The 15922-nt window shown below is 63.0% G+C and carries 16 protein-coding genes and 4 pseudogenes; 5 read left to right on the top strand and 15 right to left on the bottom strand.

Annotated features, from left to right (window positions below):
- Positions 1 to 115 precede the first annotated feature (115 nt).
- The 15 genes from V5B40_RS00450 to V5B40_RS00380 all read right to left on the bottom strand — a co-directional run bounded on the left by V5B40_RS00450 (position 116) and on the right by V5B40_RS00380 (position 12728).
- Positions 116 to 601, bottom strand: coding sequence for a phasin family protein (locus V5B40_RS00450; protein WP_332352612.1), 486 nt, complete (start codon positions 599 to 601; stop codon positions 116 to 118).
- Between the two features lie 140 nt (positions 602 to 741).
- A complete protein-coding gene (locus V5B40_RS00445; protein ID WP_332352611.1) occupies positions 742 to 2016 on the bottom strand; it encodes a hypothetical protein in 1275 nt (424 codons plus the stop codon).
- Positions 2017 to 2444: 428 nt separating this feature from the next.
- Positions 2445 to 3110, bottom strand: coding sequence for a 7-carboxy-7-deazaguanine synthase QueE (gene queE, locus V5B40_RS00440; protein ID WP_332352610.1), 666 nt, complete (start codon positions 3108 to 3110; stop codon positions 2445 to 2447).
- A 4-nt stretch (positions 3111 to 3114) separates the two neighbouring features.
- Positions 3115 to 3930: a tol-pal system protein YbgF gene (ybgF, locus tag V5B40_RS00435; protein WP_332352609.1), complete on the bottom strand. Its 816-nt coding sequence runs from the start codon at positions 3928 to 3930 to the stop codon at positions 3115 to 3117.
- A 1-nt stretch (position 3931) separates the two neighbouring features.
- Positions 3932 to 4456, bottom strand: a complete 525-nt coding sequence (gene pal / locus V5B40_RS00430; protein WP_332352608.1) for a peptidoglycan-associated lipoprotein Pal — start codon at positions 4454 to 4456, stop codon at positions 3932 to 3934.
- 40 nt (positions 4457 to 4496) lie between these two features.
- Complete coding sequence (tolB, locus tag V5B40_RS00425) at positions 4497 to 5789, bottom strand: Tol-Pal system beta propeller repeat protein TolB (protein ID WP_332352607.1); 1293 nt, start codon at positions 5787 to 5789, stop codon at positions 4497 to 4499.
- 176 nt (positions 5790 to 5965) lie between these two features.
- A complete protein-coding gene (gene tolA / locus V5B40_RS00420; RefSeq protein WP_332352606.1) occupies positions 5966 to 7039 on the bottom strand; it encodes a cell envelope integrity protein TolA in 1074 nt (357 codons plus the stop codon).
- 10 nt (positions 7040 to 7049) lie between these two features.
- Positions 7050 to 7451 (bottom strand): biopolymer transporter ExbD, encoded by a 402-nt coding sequence (locus V5B40_RS00415; protein WP_332352605.1) that lies wholly within the window; start codon positions 7449 to 7451, stop codon positions 7050 to 7052.
- Positions 7452 to 7455: 4 nt separating this feature from the next.
- Positions 7456 to 8133 carry a protein TolQ gene (tolQ, locus tag V5B40_RS00410; RefSeq protein WP_169066620.1) on the bottom strand — a complete coding sequence of 226 codons (678 nt, stop codon included), beginning with the start codon at positions 8131 to 8133 and terminating at the stop codon, positions 7456 to 7458.
- Entirely contained in the window at positions 8130 to 8573 is a 444-nt protein-coding gene (ybgC, locus tag V5B40_RS00405) for a tol-pal system-associated acyl-CoA thioesterase (RefSeq protein WP_332352604.1), read from the bottom strand. Before ybgC ends, tolQ begins: the two co-directional genes overlap by 4 nt.
- A 75-nt stretch (positions 8574 to 8648) precedes the next feature.
- Positions 8649 to 9713, bottom strand: a complete 1065-nt coding sequence (ruvB, locus tag V5B40_RS00400; RefSeq protein WP_332352603.1) for a Holliday junction branch migration DNA helicase RuvB — start codon at positions 9711 to 9713, stop codon at positions 8649 to 8651.
- Positions 9714 to 9838: 125 nt separating this feature from the next.
- Positions 9839 to 10414: a Holliday junction branch migration protein RuvA gene (gene ruvA / locus V5B40_RS00395; RefSeq protein WP_332352602.1), complete on the bottom strand. Its 576-nt coding sequence runs from the start codon at positions 10412 to 10414 to the stop codon at positions 9839 to 9841.
- Positions 10411 to 10989 carry a crossover junction endodeoxyribonuclease RuvC gene (ruvC, locus tag V5B40_RS00390; protein ID WP_332352601.1) on the bottom strand — a complete coding sequence of 193 codons (579 nt, stop codon included), beginning with the start codon at positions 10987 to 10989 and terminating at the stop codon, positions 10411 to 10413. The genes ruvA and ruvC overlap by 4 nt, the downstream gene beginning before the upstream one ends.
- Complete coding sequence (locus V5B40_RS00385) at positions 10986 to 11849, bottom strand: DMT family transporter (RefSeq protein ID WP_332352600.1); 864 nt, start codon at positions 11847 to 11849, stop codon at positions 10986 to 10988. The genes ruvC and V5B40_RS00385 overlap by 4 nt, the downstream gene beginning before the upstream one ends.
- Positions 11850 to 11945: 96 nt before the next feature.
- On the bottom strand, positions 11946 to 12728 hold the full coding sequence (locus V5B40_RS00380; protein WP_332353218.1) for an IclR family transcriptional regulator: 783 nt from the start codon (positions 12726 to 12728) through the stop codon (positions 11946 to 11948).
- A gap of 139 nt (positions 12729 to 12867) precedes the next feature.
- Here V5B40_RS00380 and V5B40_RS00375 point away from each other — a divergent pair.
- From V5B40_RS00375 to modA, 5 genes and pseudogenes are all read left to right on the top strand, one after another.
- Positions 12868 to 13032 (top strand): annotated as a pseudogene (locus V5B40_RS00375) (heterodisulfide reductase-related iron-sulfur binding cluster); the annotation flags it as partial.
- 245 nt (positions 13033 to 13277) lie between these two features.
- A pseudogene (locus tag V5B40_RS25060) lies at positions 13278 to 13610 on the top strand (aldehyde dehydrogenase family protein); the annotation flags it as partial.
- A gap of 79 nt (positions 13611 to 13689) precedes the next feature.
- The gene (locus tag V5B40_RS00365; protein WP_332352598.1) at positions 13690 to 14004 is read left to right on the top strand and encodes an aldehyde dehydrogenase family protein; all 315 of its coding nucleotides are present in this window, start codon (positions 13690 to 13692) and stop codon (positions 14002 to 14004) included.
- Between the two features lie 8 nt (positions 14005 to 14012).
- Positions 14013 to 14964, top strand: a pseudogene (locus tag V5B40_RS00360) (D-2-hydroxyacid dehydrogenase).
- Positions 14961 to 15907, top strand: a pseudogene (gene modA / locus V5B40_RS00355) (molybdate ABC transporter substrate-binding protein). Before V5B40_RS00360 ends, modA begins: the two co-directional pseudogenes overlap by 4 nt.
- The last annotated feature ends 15 nt before the right edge of the window (positions 15908 to 15922 follow it).

Raw genomic sequence — 15922 nt, 5'->3', positions numbered from 1 at the left:
CCGCTTTCCGGCGTAGATGGTATGCTTTTTGGGTGCGGCAGCGCCAAATATTGGGGGGGGTGACGTTCGCAATGCGTCGCTCGGCTTGGCGAAGAGCTTGCGCCGCTGCTTACGATCACAATTTCGCCGGCGTTTCGGGCAGCTTCAACACGTCCCTGATTTCACCGAGGCTTTCCGGGATGCGTTTGGCAATCGCCGCACTCGCCTGTTGATTGGCCTGAATCACGATTTGTGTGAGCTCCTGCATTTGCCTGACTGCGGTCGCGAATGCCTTTTTCGCCAGTTCGCTCTCGGTGGCGACCAGTTGTTGCGGCGAGCCGGACTGCGAGAGTTTGCCGATCGCAGTGCTCAGCTCGCGCATCGTCTCCTGCAGCAGCTTCACCTGCCACGCGCCGACCGCTTTCATGCCTTCCAGCGCGACTTGATTGGCGGCGTTGAGCGCTTCCAGGTTGTCGCGCTGGCTGGCTACCAGGGCGTCCATGTTGACGCCGGGCACTTTGAGGCCGGCCATGATATCGAGCAATTGTTCGCTGCTCCTGGTCACGTCCATGCTGGCGACTGCCTTGCTCCAGTCGCTGAGTTGTTGAGAAAGGTCTGCCATGTTCTGTCCTCCGATCGATCTGCGATTAGCGACTACCTTTATCTGTGAGTAGCCGTGATTCATTCTGCGCCAGGGGCGCTCATCCAGCGCCTGGCCGCGCGGCTTTTACTTTATGGCGGCGCTCGTTTCAGCGCATCGTTTCACTCCGGCGGCACTTCCAGCAAGGGCTGCCCACCGACAAGACTGTTGATCATCTGCGCGACGGCCTTGATCTGTTTGCCATCGCGCGTGTGGTAGCCGGCGTGGGTGTAATTCTGCCCCCACCAGTCCCAGCAGCCGCGCGGATTGACCGGGCCCAGGCTGCGCGCCTGAATCTGTGGATAGAGAACAAGCACGTCGTTGGCTTTGGCCCATTCGTTGTAGCCGGCGTACTTGGCGAACAGGTTGCCTGTATGGCCTGGCCGATAATCGCTTGTACCGCCTTGCTTGCAGCCGTGGAAGGCAATGTGCAGCTTGCACTGCCGACCATCCTTGCAGGCCGCGGGAATAAAAACATAGCCTTCTCTGGCCATCGAGGCATTCTGCAGTGCGGTATGCGGAATGTTCGAAAACTTGCCGAAAACCTTGCGTTGGTCGAAAGCCTGCAGCTCGTTCTCCTGCACCGGCATGCGACCCTTGCTCAGCGCCTGCGCGCCGTAGATGCGCCTGAGAATGGCACCGGCGAGATCAACGTCCTGCAGATCCTTGCAGGCCGCCAGCTTGTCGGGCGGCGGACACGCTGCAGTGGCTTCCTCGCCGACCGCGAGGGCGGCCGGACAGGTGCAGTGGTTTTTTTCCTGGTGCTGCTCGGCCACCGCCTGGCAGTCGTCGATGTAGGCGTTGCTCTCCGTCGGAGGAGGTGGCGCCGGCGGTAGGGCGCAGTCGCCAACTACGCTACCGGCGGGCTTGCCAAAGCTGTCGCGGACCATCGTGTGGCGGGCGGGGAAAGTGCTGCTGAAGTGGATGTTGCCTTGCCGCACGGCGCCCTTGTCGGGATCGGCATAGAAGCGGAAAACAGTGGCCATCACCTCGTTCGGGACGATCTCGTCGTAGCTGCCGCTGAACAGATAGATCTTGTCGTCGCGCAGATTGGCGAGCGAACTGATCTTGCCGGCGCTCTCCTGCTTGCGAGCCTCGGCGAAAGACGCAGCTGCCGCGCGTTCGATCTCACTTCTGCTTTTTGGCGCCAGCTTGGTCTGGCCGCACAGTTTGGGGTCCAGTTTGGCGGCCAGGCATTCGAGCGTCGCGAACCGACTGCAACGCGTGAGCGCGTCGACAATGTTGCCGCGCGCACAGTAGTACGGTCCGCCGGCGACGATGCCGGCCCCCATGATGTGCTGCGAGTGCGCCAAGTGGAACTGGTGCGCCATGAAGCCGCCCGAGGAAATCCCCGACACGGAAATCTGCGTCGGATCGAGCTTGACGCCGGCAGCCACTTCTTCCAGCGCCGGTGCTGCGCTTAGTGAAAGCGGAAAATACCCATGCGCACAGCCCGGCAATGGCCGGGAAGCCGCGCCAAGCTAGTGTGTGTTCCCCTTTTTCCGTGACATGCTTTCTTCTCCCTGTTCTTGAATGGTCGCTCAAGCGCCCGTCTGGTGGTGACGATGACGTGGCGAGAATTGCCGAAAGCTCGCGCTCCAGTAGTTTGGGGTCGCTGGCGTTCAGTTCGACCAGGGGTCGCAGGTGGGCGACGCTAACGGTCATGACATGTCGGGATACCCCGGATCATGAAAGTCATGACCGTTTCCCCCTCTTCCCCGACCCTTCTCCCGCGAGGGGAGAAGGGAGATTCGTGAGCCGCTTGCGCGACTTTCACATTAAGTAGTGACGCCGTTCCTCGATCATGGCTGCTCGCTGGCAAGGTTTACCTGCCTCGCAGCTTACCCCAAAGAATCTTGTGTAGCTGAATCTGGAAGCGCACCGGCAGGCGGTCGGCGACCAACCAGTCGGCGAGCGTTGCCGCTGGCAACTCGCCGTCCACCGGCGAAAAAAGCAGCGGACAAAGGGCCGCCAGCTGCCCTTCCTCAATCAGTTGGCGGGCCCATTCGTAGTCGGAGCGGTCTTTGAGGACGAATTTGAGCTCGTCGTTGGCGGTCAGCAGAGCCAGGTTCTGCCAATGATTTCGATCGCTCTCGCCGGAGCCGGGGGCTTTGATGTCGACGACGCGTGCAACGCGCGCGTCGACCTGGCCAATATCGAGGGCGCCAGAGGTTTCCAGAGAAACGGCGTGGCCGGCGTCACAGAGAGCGCTGAGCAGTGGCAGGCAAGCCGGCTGGGCGAGCGGTTCGCCGCCGGTCACGCAGACCCGACCGACGTCGCGAGCGGCGACGATGACTTCGGCGAGGATCTCGGGCAACGACATCGTCTGACCTCCGGCGAAAGCGTAGGCCGTGTCGCACCACACGCAACGCAGGGGACAGCCGGTCAGGCGGACAAAGACCGTCGGCAAGCCAACCCGCGAACTTTCGCCCTGCAGGGATAGGAAAATCTCGCTGATCTTCAGCGTCAGCGCTTTGCCCGTGGACGCCAAGCGCCTACTTTTTCAGGCGTTGCCTGGCGGCTTTTGCCGCCGAGCTGTCCGGATACTTGGCCAGCAGCGCGTCCAGGGTATTCCTGGCACTCTTGCTGTCGCCGAGCTCCTGCTGGCAGGTGGCAACGTTGAGCAGCGCGTCGGGGGCCTTGGCGTGCGCCGGCCATTTGCTGCCGACGAAGCGCTGCGCTTCGAGCGCCCGACGGCAATCACGCATGGCGTAATGGGCGTTGCCGAGCCAGTAGTAAGCGTTCGGGGTCAGCGTGCTGTCCGGATGTGCCTTGGCGAAAGTTTCGAAGGCCGCCGCCGCCTCTTTGAGCTTGTTCGCGCGAAACAGATTCAGCGCTGCCTCGTACTCGCGCGTTTCGGTGGCCGGGTCGCTGGCGACTTTCCGGGGAGCTTCGCTTGCCGGATTGCTGTCGTCTGCCGGTTTGACGGTTGCGCCTGCCACCGTCGCCGCCGACGCCGCCGACGCAGACGGTGTCTCGAGCTTGCGCAGGCGACTGTCGAGGTCGATGTAGAAGTCTTTTTGCCGCTTCGTGGCCGCATCGAGCTCGTAGTTGAGCGTCTCTACCTGACCGCGCAGGCGGGCGTTTTCGTCGCGCAGCGCCTGAATTTGATTGGCCAGTTCCATTTGACCTTTGGCGACTGTATCCAGGCGCTCGTTCGACTTGAGCTGCAGATCGGTGACCTGGCGCCTCGCCTCATCGTCGTCAAAGAGACCGGCGTGCGCCTGTTGCGCGCCGAGCGCGGCGAGCAACAGGGCGATCGAAATGACGCGTGTTCTGGCCGGGAAGCGACCGATGCAGGGTCCCGGCATCCTAGAACTCACCGTTATAGAGCATGTCGGCACGGCGGTTTTCCGCCCAGGCGGCCTCGTTCTGGCCTTCATTTTTCGGCTTCTCCTCGCCTAGGCTAACTGCCTCGAGCTGCTCTTCCTGAGCGCCGAGCAAGGCCAGCATTCTCTTCACCGCGTCAGCACGCTTCTGACCGAGCGCCAGGTTGTATTCGCGGCTGCCGCGCTGATCGGTGTTGCCCTGGATGAGCATCCTGAATTGCCGGTTCTGGGTGAGGAACTTGGCGTGCGAAGCGACCAGATCCCGGTATTCAGCCTTCACTTCGAAGTTGTCGTAATCGAAATAAACGCTGCGCTTGGAAAGAATATTATTCGGGTCGGTGAGCTCGGGTGGCAAGCGCTGGCTGTCGACACCGCCCGTGGTGACGGTGGCCACTCCCGGTCCGCGCGACTCAACCGGCGCACCGCCGCCGGCTTTGTCGGCGTCGGGTGTCGAGCTGCAGGCCGCCAGCAGAAGCGCGATAGCAGCCGGGATGACGAGTTGTTTCATGAATCTATCTCCTGCACAAAATGGCAATTAAAGCGGCAAATTACTTGTTGAATGGACCCCAGGCCGGCTCACGAACATCGCCCGCCGAAATGGAGAGACGCTGTTTGATGCGGCCATCGGTAGACACTGCAGACAGCACTCCACGACCACCAGCCTCGGTGGCGATCAGAATCATCCGGCCGTTCGGCGCAAAAGTCGGTGATTCATCTTTGTATGAGTCGGTCAGAACCTGCACCTGCCTGCTTGCCAGGTCCATTACGCTCAAACGAAAGCCTCCATCACGCCGGCTGATGAAAGCCATCGACTTGCCATCTGGCGACAGGCGGGGGCTGACATTGTAACTACCTTCGAAGCTTATCCTCTCCACGTCGCCACCGCCAATCCCGACCCGGTAGATCTGGGGGCTGCCGCCACGGTCGGAGGTGAAATAGACGAATTGTCCGTCCGGGGAAAAGTAGGGTTCGGTATTGATTGCGCTGCTGCTCGTCAGTCGCTGTGCACCGGTGCCGTCGGCATTGACGAGAAAGATCTGCGAACCACCTTCCTTGCTGAGCACTACAGCTACACGGCGACCGTCTGGCGACCATGCCGGCGCCGAGTTCGAGCCCTTGAAATTGGCCACCACGACGCGCTTGCCGGAAGCCAGCGAGTGCGCATACACCACCGGTTTCTTGTTTTCGAAGGAGACGTAAGCCAGACGGTCGCCATCAGGCGACCAGGAAGGCGAAATAATCGGTTCTTTCGAGATCAGCGCCACTTGCGAGTTTTGTCCGTCAGCGTCGGCAATGTGCAACTCGTAGCGCATGGCATTGACCCGTACCACGTAGGCAATTCGCGTCGAGAAAACGCCCGGTTCGCCGGTCAGCTTTTCGTAGATCACGTCGGCGATGCGGTGCCCGGCAGCGCGCAGCATCGCTTTCGAGGTCACGAAAGCAGATCCGCCGAGGACTGTCTCCCGGCCGACGTCGTAAAGCCGGAAGCGCGCTTCCTGGCGCCCATCAGCACTCAAGCCGATGCTGCCGGCGGCGAGCGCGTCGGCACCACGACTTTTCCAGTCCGCGAAATTGGGAGGGGTGGCCTCCGTGATAGCCTCGCCGCTGGTGTCGATCATCTTGAACAGGCCGCTACGCTCCAGGTCGCCACGGATGACCGAAGTCAGAATCCGGGAAGCGGCCGGATCACCGCCAAATTCCGCGATGGCTACGGGAATGCGGTTGGCGCCAGCGCCAGTAATCTCGATGGTCAATTGGGCGTGTGCCGAAGCCTGCAGCAAAGCAAGCGCACAGACAGCGAGCAGGCCGATACGACGGAGTTGGCAGAGTATTCTTGACATGGCATGATCCAATGCAGAATGCGCGATTATATCGCCTTTGCATTCCTGGTATTTGTAACAAAAAATTATGGCGTCGAGCACAAATTGTCGGAGCGCCGCAAAGGCGTGCGCAAATCGTGTCCGACAGCGTGCTCAATCCGTCCATCAAAGCACGCTGACACCATTGACCTGGCCCGCTAATCCTTTTCACGTGGCTGGTAGGGGATGTCCAGCACGCGCTCGAAAAACTCCGGGTGAGGGGGTTTGGGCAAAGGCGAGGACTTATGAATTGCGCGTTCGACGGCAGCATCCAGCGCCGCGTTGCCGCTCGAGCGCCGGATCTTTACGTCAATCACGTCTCCGCTGGGCAGCTGAGTGACTTCAAAACGTGATTCCGGATTCCCGACAACACCTGGCGGTAGAACAATGTACTTGCGAATCTTGTTGGCAACCTCGGCCTTGTACTTGGCGAGACCTCGCTCGCGCTCCGCAGCTGCTTCCTCGGCTTGTAACTGCTTGCGCTGACGATCCAGGGCGTCGGCGCGGGCGCGCTGGTCCTGAGCGGCTTTCTCGGCCGCCTTCTGCTTCGCTTCCTGCGCTGCTTTCTGCTTTTCGATCTGCACTTTCTCGCGTGCCAGCTCGTCTTCAAAGCTTGGGCGGCGCTCCGGTTGTGGCTTGGGCTCTTCCTTCTTGGGTGTTTCCTTGGGCCTGGGTTCTTCCTTTTTTGGTGTTTCTTTCGCTTTCGGCTCTTCCTTCTTCGGCTCTTCCTTCTTCGGCGCTTCCTTTGGCTTCGGCACTTCTTTCTTCGGCGGCTCCTTGACTTCTTCTTTCTTGGCAGCTTCCTTGGGTTTCTTCTCGTCTTTCAGCGCAATGTCCGGCTTGAGCTTGGGCTCTGGCTTCGCTTCAGGCTTCGGCTCTGGCTTGGGTGCCGGCTTGGGCTCGGGCTTCGGTTCAGGCTTGGGCTCGGGCTTCGGTTCAGGCGCCGGCTTCGGCTTTACAGGCGGTGGTGGTGCCGGCTTTACTTCGGGCTTTACCTCGGGCTTTGGCTCCGTTGGGGCTTCAGGTGCTGCTGCGGTCTTGATCGGCAAAGCCGGCGCTGGCGCGCTACGCCAGACTTCGACTTCGACCGACTTCGGTGCTTTGCTCTTCCATTGCACGCCGAAGAACAAGGCACCGATGAGCAGCAAATGGACAATCGCGGCAAGCGCCAGCGAGGGCCATTTGGCTGGATCAGCTGCTGGTGGGGGCGTTTGCTGGTCGACAGAATTCACTGGCCAGAACTCACTTGCCGGACAGTTGAACGAGCAGGCCGATGCGTTTGACCTCGTTGCGCTGCAACTCGTCCATCACCTTGAGCACTGCTTCGTACTTGACACTGCGGTCGCCGACGATGACCACCGCCAGTTCTGGGTTGGCCGCCTGTGCGGCACGAATTGCTGCGGGCAGCTGGTTGCTGCTCACCGCTGTTTCGCTGCCTCCCGGTGCCAGCAGCGTCAGGCCGCTCGCGCGGATATTCACCTGCAATGCGTCAGCTGGCGGCTGCGCCGCTTTCGCGACCGATGGTACGTCGATGCTGGCGGTGGTCATCATCGGGGCGGTGACCATGAAGATCACCAGCAGCACCAGCATGACATCGATATAGGGGACGACGTTGATCTCGTTTTTCAGGCGGCGCGGACGCATGGCCTTACCTCACTTGCCGCTGCAGAATGTTCGAGAACTCCTCCATGAACGACTCGAAGCGCGACGACAGGCGATCGATCTCGTGCGCGAAGCGGTTGTAGGCGACCACCGCCGGAATCGCCGCGAAGAGTCCGATGGCCGTTGCCACCAGCGCTTCGGCGATGCCCGGGGCAACCGCCGAGAGCGTCGCCTGGCCGACGTTGGCGAGGCCACGGAAGGAATGCATGATTCCCCAGACGGTTCCGAACAGGCCGACGTAGGGACTCACCGAGCCGACCGAAGCGAGAAAGGCAAGATGCGAGTCGATGCTGTCCATCTCGCGCTGATAGGTGGCGCGCATGGCGCGGCGTGAGCCGTCGATGACGTCTTTGGCGTCGAGATGTTTCTGGCTGCGCAGTTTGGTGAACTCGCGAAATCCGGCTTCGAAGATACGTTCCATGCTGCCGGTGCTATGGCGGTCGTTGATGGCGCTCTGGTAGAGGCTGTTGAGGTCGCCGCCGCTCCAGAAGTCGCGCTCGAACTGCTCGCTTTGCGATCGTGCCGCTCTGACCGTGAACCACTTGCGGAAAATGTAGTACCAGGACATGAACGAAACGCCGGCCAGCAACAGCATGACCGCCTGTACGACGGCGCTGGCGTTGAGGATCAAGTGCAGGATCGAGAGGTCTTGCGAGACGTTCATTGCAGTGCTTCCAGTTGGGACCGCAGAAATGCGGGAATCGAAGTCGGCTTCATCTGCGCCGCGTTTACACAAACGAGGTGCACGGTAGCGCTGAGCAGTTCACCCGGGCCGCCTGCCAGGCTCTCTTCGGCGCGCCGAATGGTCTGGCGAAAGAAGATCTGCGCGCGGCTGATTTTCTCGACTTCGAGATCGACCAGCAGCTGATCGTCCAGGCGTGCCGGCTTCAGGAAGTCGACCTCGATGCTGCGCACGACGAAGGCAATTCCGGGCTCCCGCAGCAACTCGGCCTGCTCATGGCCGAGCGCGCGCAGCCATTCGCTACGGCAGCGTTCGAGGAACTTGAGATAGTTGGCGTAATAGACCAGCCCGCCAGCGTCGGTGTCTTCGTAGTAGATCCGAACGGGAGTCGAAAAAGGGCTGAGCTTGAGTGAGGATTTCATAGTAGGATCAGATTCTAATGCAGCTTTCTTCGTGTAGAAAGTAAGCTTTTGTGACCGCGTCTGTAGGCTCGCCCTTCAGGTGTTCCGCCAGAGCTCCACCTGCGCGTGGCCGAGGAGGTTTTCCAGGCCCAGGTGCCGGTAAACGGCCGCCGTCGCCACGCGACCGCGCGGCGTGCGCTGCAGGAAGCCTTGTTGAATCAGGTAGGGTTCGAGGACATCCTCGATGGTGTCGCGAGCCTCGCCAATGGCCGCGGCGAGGTTGTCGACACCGACCGGGCCACCGCCGAACTTGTCGATTATCGCCGCCAGAAGCTTGCGGTCCATGACGTCGAGGCCGCCGTGGTCGACGTCGAGCATCAACAGCGCCGCGTCGGCGACCTCGCTGGTGATCCGGCCGGAGGCCTTGACTTCGGCGAAGTCGCGCACCCGCCGCAACAGCCGGTTGGCAACCCGCGGCGTGCCACGCGAACGGCGTGCAATCTCCAGTGCGCCGCCGCCATCGGTGGGCACCTTGAGCAACTGCGACGAACGGGTGACGATCTGCGTCAGCTCCTCGGGGGTGTAGAACTCGAGCCTGGAGACGATCCCGAAGCGGTCGCGCAGCGGGTTGGTGAGCATACCGGCGCGGGTGGTCGCGCCAACCAGCGTGAACGGTGGCAGATCGAGTTTGACCGAGCGCGCTGCCGGACCCTCGCCGATCATGATGTCGATCTGGAAGTCTTCCAGTGCCGGATAGAGGATCTCTTCGACGACCGGTGACAGGCGATGGATCTCATCGATAAACAGCACGTCGTGGGCATCGAGATTGGTCAGGATCGCCGCCAGATCGCCGGCCCTTTCGAGTACCGGCCCCGAAGTCGAGCGCAGGTTAACGCCCATCTCGGCCGCGATGATGTGTGCCAGGGTCGTTTTCCCCAGCCCCGGCGGACCGAAGAGGAGAACATGGTCGAGCGTGTCGCGGCGTCGTTTGGCGGCCTCGATGAAGATTGCCAGTTGCTCGCGAATTTTCGCCTGGCCGACGTAATCGGCCAGCCGTCGCGGCCGCAGCGCGCGCTCGATGGCTTCTTCCTGCGTCGATTTCGACTCGCCCGAAATCAGCCGCTCGATCGGCACGGCGCCGAGATCGTCGCTTTCGATCATGGCTGCTTCCCGGTTTCCGCCGCCGGCTCGGCAGCCGACCGAGGCCCGGCGTGCATCGGCAGCAGCGCAACAGTGGCGATCTGGATCAGTTGCTGGTAGCCGGGATTCATGGATTCACGCGCGGTTCAGACTTTTGACAGCAACTTGAGCGCCTGCCGAATGCCGTCGGAAGTCGTGATTTCGGCAGGCAACTGCCGCATTGCGGCGCCTCCTTCGCGCTCATTGTAACCCAGGGCCAGCAGCGCATTGAGAATGTCACTGCGGCTGTCGGCGACGGCCGCGGTGCTTGTCGGCAGCACCTCGGCGAGCTTGCCCTTGAGTTCGAGCAGCAGACGTTCGGCAGTCTTGGTGCCGATTCCCGGAACCTTGGTCAGTCTGCCGACTTCCTGACGGGCAACGACCTGCGCCAGGTCGCCGACCGACAGGCCTGACAGCACCGACAGCGCCATGCGTGCGCCGACGCCGGTGATTTTCAGCAGCTGGCGAAAGGCGAAGCGCTCGCCTTCGCTGGCAAAGCCGTAGAGAAAATGCCCATCCTCGCGGACCACGAAATGGGTCAGCAGGCTGAGCTTTTCGCCGTTTTCGGGCAGGTTGTAGAAAGTGCTCATCGGGACATCGAGTTCATAGCCGACGCCATGCACATCGACCACCACCTGCGGCGGATTCTTTTCCAGCAGGATGCCACTGATACGGCTGATCATCGTTTGCTCTCCTTGGCGACTAGCCAGCGGCCATTGCGGACGTGCAGGCCGCGGCTGCCCAATTGCCCGAGACCCTGGCCACCGTGCGCATGCGCAATCGCACAGGCCAGGGCATCGGCGGCATCCGGGCTCGGTTCGGCCGACAGGGACAACAGGCGCTGCACCATGTGTTGCACCTGCACCTTGTCGGCGTGACCGTTGCCGACCACCGCCTGCTTCACCTGCAGGGCGGTGTACTCGGCGACTTCGAGGCCACTGACGACCAGCGCGGTGATCGCCGCGCCACGCGCCTGGCCGAGGCGCAGCGTCGATTGGGGATTGATATTGACGAAGACAATTTCGACCGCTGCCTGGTCGGGCTGGTGGCGGGCGACCAGCGTCAGCAGTTCGGCGTGTATCGTCCCCAGGCGACTGGGCAGGGAAGTGCCGGCATCGGTCTTGATGCAGCCGCTGGCCAGATAGGCCAGACGGTTGCCGGTTTTTTCGATCAGCCCGAAACCGGTGCTGCGCAAGCCCGGGTCGATTCCGAGAATGCGCAATGGGCGTGTTTTGCCACCCTCCCCGCCGTCACTCATCGCGGTGTGGCGCGGGCCAGATAGACGCCGCTCACCGCCAGCACCATGCCGGCGACTGCCAGTCCGCTCAGCGTTTCGTCGAAGAGCAGCCAGGCGATGATCGCCGTGCTTGGCGGCGTCAGGTAGAACAAGGTCGCGACATTGACCGCGCTGCCGCTACGAATCAGCACATTGAGCAGGCTGATCGCCCCGACCGAGAGCACCAGCACCAGCCACAGGAGGGCAAAGACAAACTGCGGCGTCCACTCGATGGCCATGCTCTCGGTCACCGAGGCGACCAGCGCGGTGATGATCGCCGTCGGCAGGAACTGGATCACCGATCCGGTACGCAGATCAAATCTCGGACAGAAGCGCTTCTGATACAGGGTGCCGAGAGTAATGCCGAGCAGCGCGGCAATGGCCGGAACGAGCATCGCTGCCAGCGGTACGTCGCCAAGCTTGTTGGCGACGACCAGACTCACCCCGGCGAAGCCCAAAGCCAGGCCCAGCCATTGCCGCGGCGAGACGCGTTCGCCGAGCAGGAAGCCGGCTCCGCAGGCGGTCAGCAAGGGCTGCATGCCGACCACCAGTGCGGTTACCCCCGCCGGCAAACCGTGCTTGATGGCCATGAACACGCCACCCAGATAGACGCCGTGCACCAGCACGCCGGAGACGGCGATATGAAAAAACTGACGCGGATTGGCGGGCCAGGGGGCACGCGTCAGCAGCACCAAGGGAAGCATCAGCGTCAGCACCAGCAGGTAACGAGTGAGCAGGAAGGTCAGGGGTTCGGCGTAGGGCAGGCCGAACTTGGCGCCAATGAAGCCCGTGCTCCACAGAAACACGAAAAGAAAAGGCAGCAGCGACGGCGGCAGGGACATTCAGTGGGCTCCGTAGCAGGGGAAAAAGTTTGGCAAGCATCGCGCCTGCACGGCGGCGGCACGCGGCAAGCAGCGCAATCATCGCTGGCGCGCGCCTTAGCTGCGCCGCGACCTTTGGTGATGGCCGAGGGCGCGCGCGATCTCGTCGGCGGTGACCTTGATCGTCTTCGCCCAGTCCGGGTTGTGGCGATCGCTGGGGGACGAAACGGAAAGGCCCGCGACCAGCTGATCTTCGTCGTCGCGGATCGGTGCGGCGATACAGCGCAGGCCGATCTCCGCCTCTTCATTGTCATAAGCCACTTCATGGCGGCGAATTTTGTCGAGTTCTTTTGCGAGCGCGTCGAGGCGCGTCAGCGAATGCGGCGTCTTGCCCGGCAGACCGGTACGACGGGCATAGGCGCGCACAGCGGCGGCGCTGTCGGCAGCGAGAAACAGTTTGCCCACGGAAGTCAGGTGCAAGGGTGCCCGGCCACCCACCAGATAGACGACACGTACCAGCGAGCGACCGCTCGAAGTCCGTTCGACGTAGATGATCTCGTCGTCGTGGCGAATGCCGAGATTGACGGCTTCGCCAATGCTCTCATGCAGTTGCTGCATGTATGGCAGGGCGACCTGGCGGATGTTGATCCGCGACTTGACCAGATTGCCGAGTTCGAGCAGCCGGATACCGAGCGTGTAGCTGCCGCTTTCGTGGCGCTCGACGACCGCGGCGCTGGTCATCGCCGCCAGGATCCGGTGTGTCGTTGACGGGTGCAGGCCGCTGTTCTTGGCCAGCACCTTGAGACTCACCGGGTCGGGGAGATCGGCCAGCACATCGAGCAGCGACATCATGCGCTCGATGACCTGAATCGAAGTCTTTTCTGCCAGCTGTTCCACCATTTCCTTCCTGTCGATCCTTTCGGCAGCGTCGGCAAGCGTCGCAAGCTTCCGCAAGCTTTTGTTTTCGCCTGTGGGAGACTACTATTGCTCGTTCTGCCACTCGCCCACCGTACCTTGTGCGGCGCAATATCTTACCATCATGCGCGTTGCCCTGTTCGTAAGCTGTCTGGTCGATCTGATGCGCCCGAGCGTCGGCTTCGCGACCGTCCGGCTGCTCGAGGCCGCCGGCTGCGCGGTCGAAGTTCCGGCCAGCCAGACCTGTTGCGGCCAGCCTGCGTACCGCAGCGGCGACCAGCTGGCGGCGGGCACGCCTACGGCTGGGTCTACCCGGGGCCGATGGGTTCGCTCCTGACGCCTCTCTGCGGCGGCATCGACAAAGCGCTCGACCTGCCGCCGGCCTCGACGCTTTGCCCGCCGCGCCGTCACCGCGAGCAGCACAGCGATGCGGCAGTCCAGCGCCAAAGTCCGCTTTCGAGCATTTCCGCAATTCATGAGTCGCTTGCGCGACTCTTACTCTTACATTAGGCAAGCAAGGAGCGAAATTTCCGAATGATGTCCGAAACCGATCAGGTCCTGGCCATACCGCTGTGGATCAATGGGCGCGCCTATCTGACCATCGCGCCGGCTTTTTTCGATGTCCGCGACGCAGCTAGCGGCGAGATCAAGCGGCGCACGCCCCTGTGTGGCGCGTCCGAAGCGCTTGCTGCCGCCACCTCGGCGCAGGCGGCGCTGCCTGATTGGGCCGCCCGAACCGTCGCCGAGCGTGCCGCGCTACTGCTGGCGCTGGCCGACGCACTGGCCGAGTACGGCGAGCATTTTGCGGCGCTGATCAGCGAGGAAAGCGGCAAGGACGCTGCGCTCGCGGCTGCCGAAGTCGGCGACGCGCTGAGCCTGCTGCGCGGTGCCAGCCCCGGCGCCGCAAGCGACACCGGAAACTCCGGCAGCGCTGCCAAGTGCCGTCGTGGCCATCGTCAGCGACGACAGCGCGCCACTCCTCGGCCCGTTGCGGCACGCCGTCCCGGCACTGCTGGCGGGCGCGACGGTCATCGTCAAGCCGAGCCCGAAAGCGCCATCAGCCGCTTTCGCACTGGCCGAACTGAGCGCTCGCAGCGCTTTCCCTGGCGGTGTTTTCAACGTTCTGCACGGCGACCTGGCGGCTATCGAAGGTCTTTGTGTGCTCAGCGAGGTCAGCCGGCTGTGCTTTGCCGGCGATCCGGCGCTGGGCGCCAAAGTTGCCGAACTCGCCTGCCGCTACGACAAGCCTTGCGTGGATTGAGCTGAGCCATGCACCGAATCGTCTATCTCGAGCGCGACTCGATCATCGCCGAAGTCCGCCGGCCGGATTTTCCGCACCATTGGGCCGAACATGCGAAAACCCTGCAGGCGAGGTCAAGGAGCGGCTCGCCGGAGCGACGATAGCCATCGTCAACAAACTGCAGATCGACGCCGAACTGATCGCCGCGCTGCCCGCCTTGCAGATGGTCGCGGTCGCCGCGACCGGCGCCAACAACATCGACCTCGAGGCCTGCCGTGCGCGGCATCGTCGTCTCGAACATCCGTGGCTACGCCGCGCATACCGTTCCCGAGCACGTGCTGGCGATGCTGCTGGCGCTGTCGCGCAACATCTTCGCCTATCGGCAGGCGGTCGCCGACGGAAGCTGGCAGCGTGCCGAGCAGTTCTGCTTTTTCGACTACCCGATCCGCGATCTGCATGGCGCGACGCTGGCGCTGATCGGCAGCGGCAACCTGGGCAGCGGCGTCGCCCGCCTGGCCGCCGCCTTCGGCATGCGCGTGCTGCGCAGCGAACGCAAGGATGCGCTCAGCGTTCGTCCGGGCTATACCTTGTTCGCCGAAGCGCTGCGCCAAGCCGACGCGGTTTCACTGCACTGCCCGCTGAGCGCCGAAACGAGCAAGCTGATCGGCGAAAACGAACTACGTTCGATGAAGCCTTCCGCCCTGCTGATCAATACCGCGCGCGGCGGCCTGGTCGACGAAGCGCCCTGGCCCGGGCGCTGCAGGAAGGCTGGATCGCCGGCGCCGGTTTCGACGTCCTCAGCGTCGAGCCACCGCGCACGGCAACCCCCTGCTCGCTCCCGAGCTGCTGGCGCTGCCCAACTTCATGCTCACCCCGCACATCGCCTGGGCCAGCCAGCCGGCGATGCAGGCCCTCGCCGACCAGCTGATCAGCAACCTCGAAGCCTTCGCCCGCGGCGAGCCACAACACGTGCTGACATGAACCGCGCCACCCAACTACCGGCGCTTCCCTCGCCAGCGCTACCCATCGCCCCCCTCGCGGGGGGGAGAGGGGAGTTTCGTGACCCTCGCTTGCGCATACGCGTGCGCAGTCGCTGCTTTCCACGTTCGTCAGCGGCAGGCACGCCTTCCCCCACAAATCACAACAACATGCGCTTCCTGCTTTTCCTCCTGCTGAGCCTCGTCGCCAGCGTTGCCCACGTCGCCAACGCCCAGCCGACCAAAGTCGCTGCCGCCTCCGATCTGCAGTTCGCGCTCGGCGAGATCGCGGCCCGTTACGAGCAAGAGACGGGCAACAAGGTCGCCCTCTCCTTTGGTTCCTCGGGTAACTTCGCCCGCCAAATCCCGCAGGGAGCACCTTTCGACCTCTTCCTCTCGGCTGACGAGGAGTACATCCTCCGCCTCGCCGAGCAGGGCCTGTTGCGCGACCAGGGCCAGCTCTACGCAATTGGCCGTCTCGCGCTGCTGGCGCCGCATGGCTCGTCGCTGAAGGTCGACAGCGAATTGCGCGATCTGGCGGCGGCGATCAGCGATGGTCGCCTGCAGCATCTGGCGATCGCCAACCCGCAGCACGCGCCGTACGGGCGTGCCGCCCGCGCCGTCCTCGAACGCGCCGGCCTCTGGGCAGCGCTGCAAGGGAAGCTGGTGCTCGGCGAGAACGTCGCGCAGGCGGCGCAGTTTGCACTCAGCGGTTCGGCGCAGGGCGGCATCGTTGCCTGGTCGCTGGTCAAGGCGCCCGAGCTCGCCCGGCACGGCGTCGCGGCGCTGATTCCCGAGACTGGCACCCGCCCTTGCGTCAGCGTATGGCGCTGACCCGTCACGCCGGCGAAGACGCCAGCCGTTTCTACGACTATCTGCAACAGCCGACGGCGCGCGCCATCTTCGAACGCTACGGTTTTTCGCTGCCGGCAAGCAGGCTGCGGTGAACGCGGTGAGCACCG

It is taken from the genome of Candidatus Accumulibacter meliphilus (assembly GCF_036625345.1).
Lineage (GTDB): Bacteria > Pseudomonadota > Gammaproteobacteria > Burkholderiales > Rhodocyclaceae > Accumulibacter > Accumulibacter meliphilus.
This window is presented reverse-complemented; position numbering and strand designations above follow the sequence as displayed.

What these genes read in the sequence shown, in the direction of transcription:
- V5B40_RS00450 (WP_332352612.1), bottom strand. Translation starts at nt 601, where the DNA reads ATGGCAGACCTTTCTCAACAACTCAGCGACTGGAGCAAGGCAGTCGCC.
- ybgF (WP_332352609.1), bottom strand. Translation starts at nt 3,930, where the DNA reads ATGCCGGGACCCTGCATCGGTCGCTTCCCGGCCAGAACACGCGTCATT.
- pal (WP_332352608.1), bottom strand. Translation starts at nt 4,456, where the DNA reads ATGAAACAACTCGTCATCCCGGCTGCTATCGCGCTTCTGCTGGCGGCC.
- tolB (WP_332352607.1), bottom strand. Translation starts at nt 5,789, where the DNA reads ATGTCAAGAATACTCTGCCAACTCCGTCGTATCGGCCTGCTCGCTGTC.
- V5B40_RS00415 (WP_332352605.1), bottom strand. Translation starts at nt 7,451, where the DNA reads ATGCGTCCGCGCCGCCTGAAAAACGAGATCAACGTCGTCCCCTATATC.
- tolQ (WP_169066620.1), bottom strand. Translation starts at nt 8,133, where the DNA reads ATGAACGTCTCGCAAGACCTCTCGATCCTGCACTTGATCCTCAACGCC.
- ybgC (WP_332352604.1), bottom strand. Translation starts at nt 8,573, where the DNA reads ATGAAATCCTCACTCAAGCTCAGCCCTTTTTCGACTCCCGTTCGGATC.
- ruvB (WP_332352603.1), bottom strand. Translation starts at nt 9,713, where the DNA reads ATGATCGAAAGCGACGATCTCGGCGCCGTGCCGATCGAGCGGCTGATT.
- ruvA (WP_332352602.1), bottom strand. Translation starts at nt 10,414, where the DNA reads ATGATCAGCCGTATCAGTGGCATCCTGCTGGAAAAGAATCCGCCGCAG.
- ruvC (WP_332352601.1), bottom strand. Translation starts at nt 10,989, where the DNA reads ATGAGTGACGGCGGGGAGGGTGGCAAAACACGCCCATTGCGCATTCTC.
- V5B40_RS00385 (WP_332352600.1), bottom strand. Translation starts at nt 11,849, where the DNA reads ATGTCCCTGCCGCCGTCGCTGCTGCCTTTTCTTTTCGTGTTTCTGTGG.
- V5B40_RS00380 (WP_332353218.1), bottom strand. Translation starts at nt 12,728, where the DNA reads ATGGTGGAACAGCTGGCAGAAAAGACTTCGATTCAGGTCATCGAGCGC.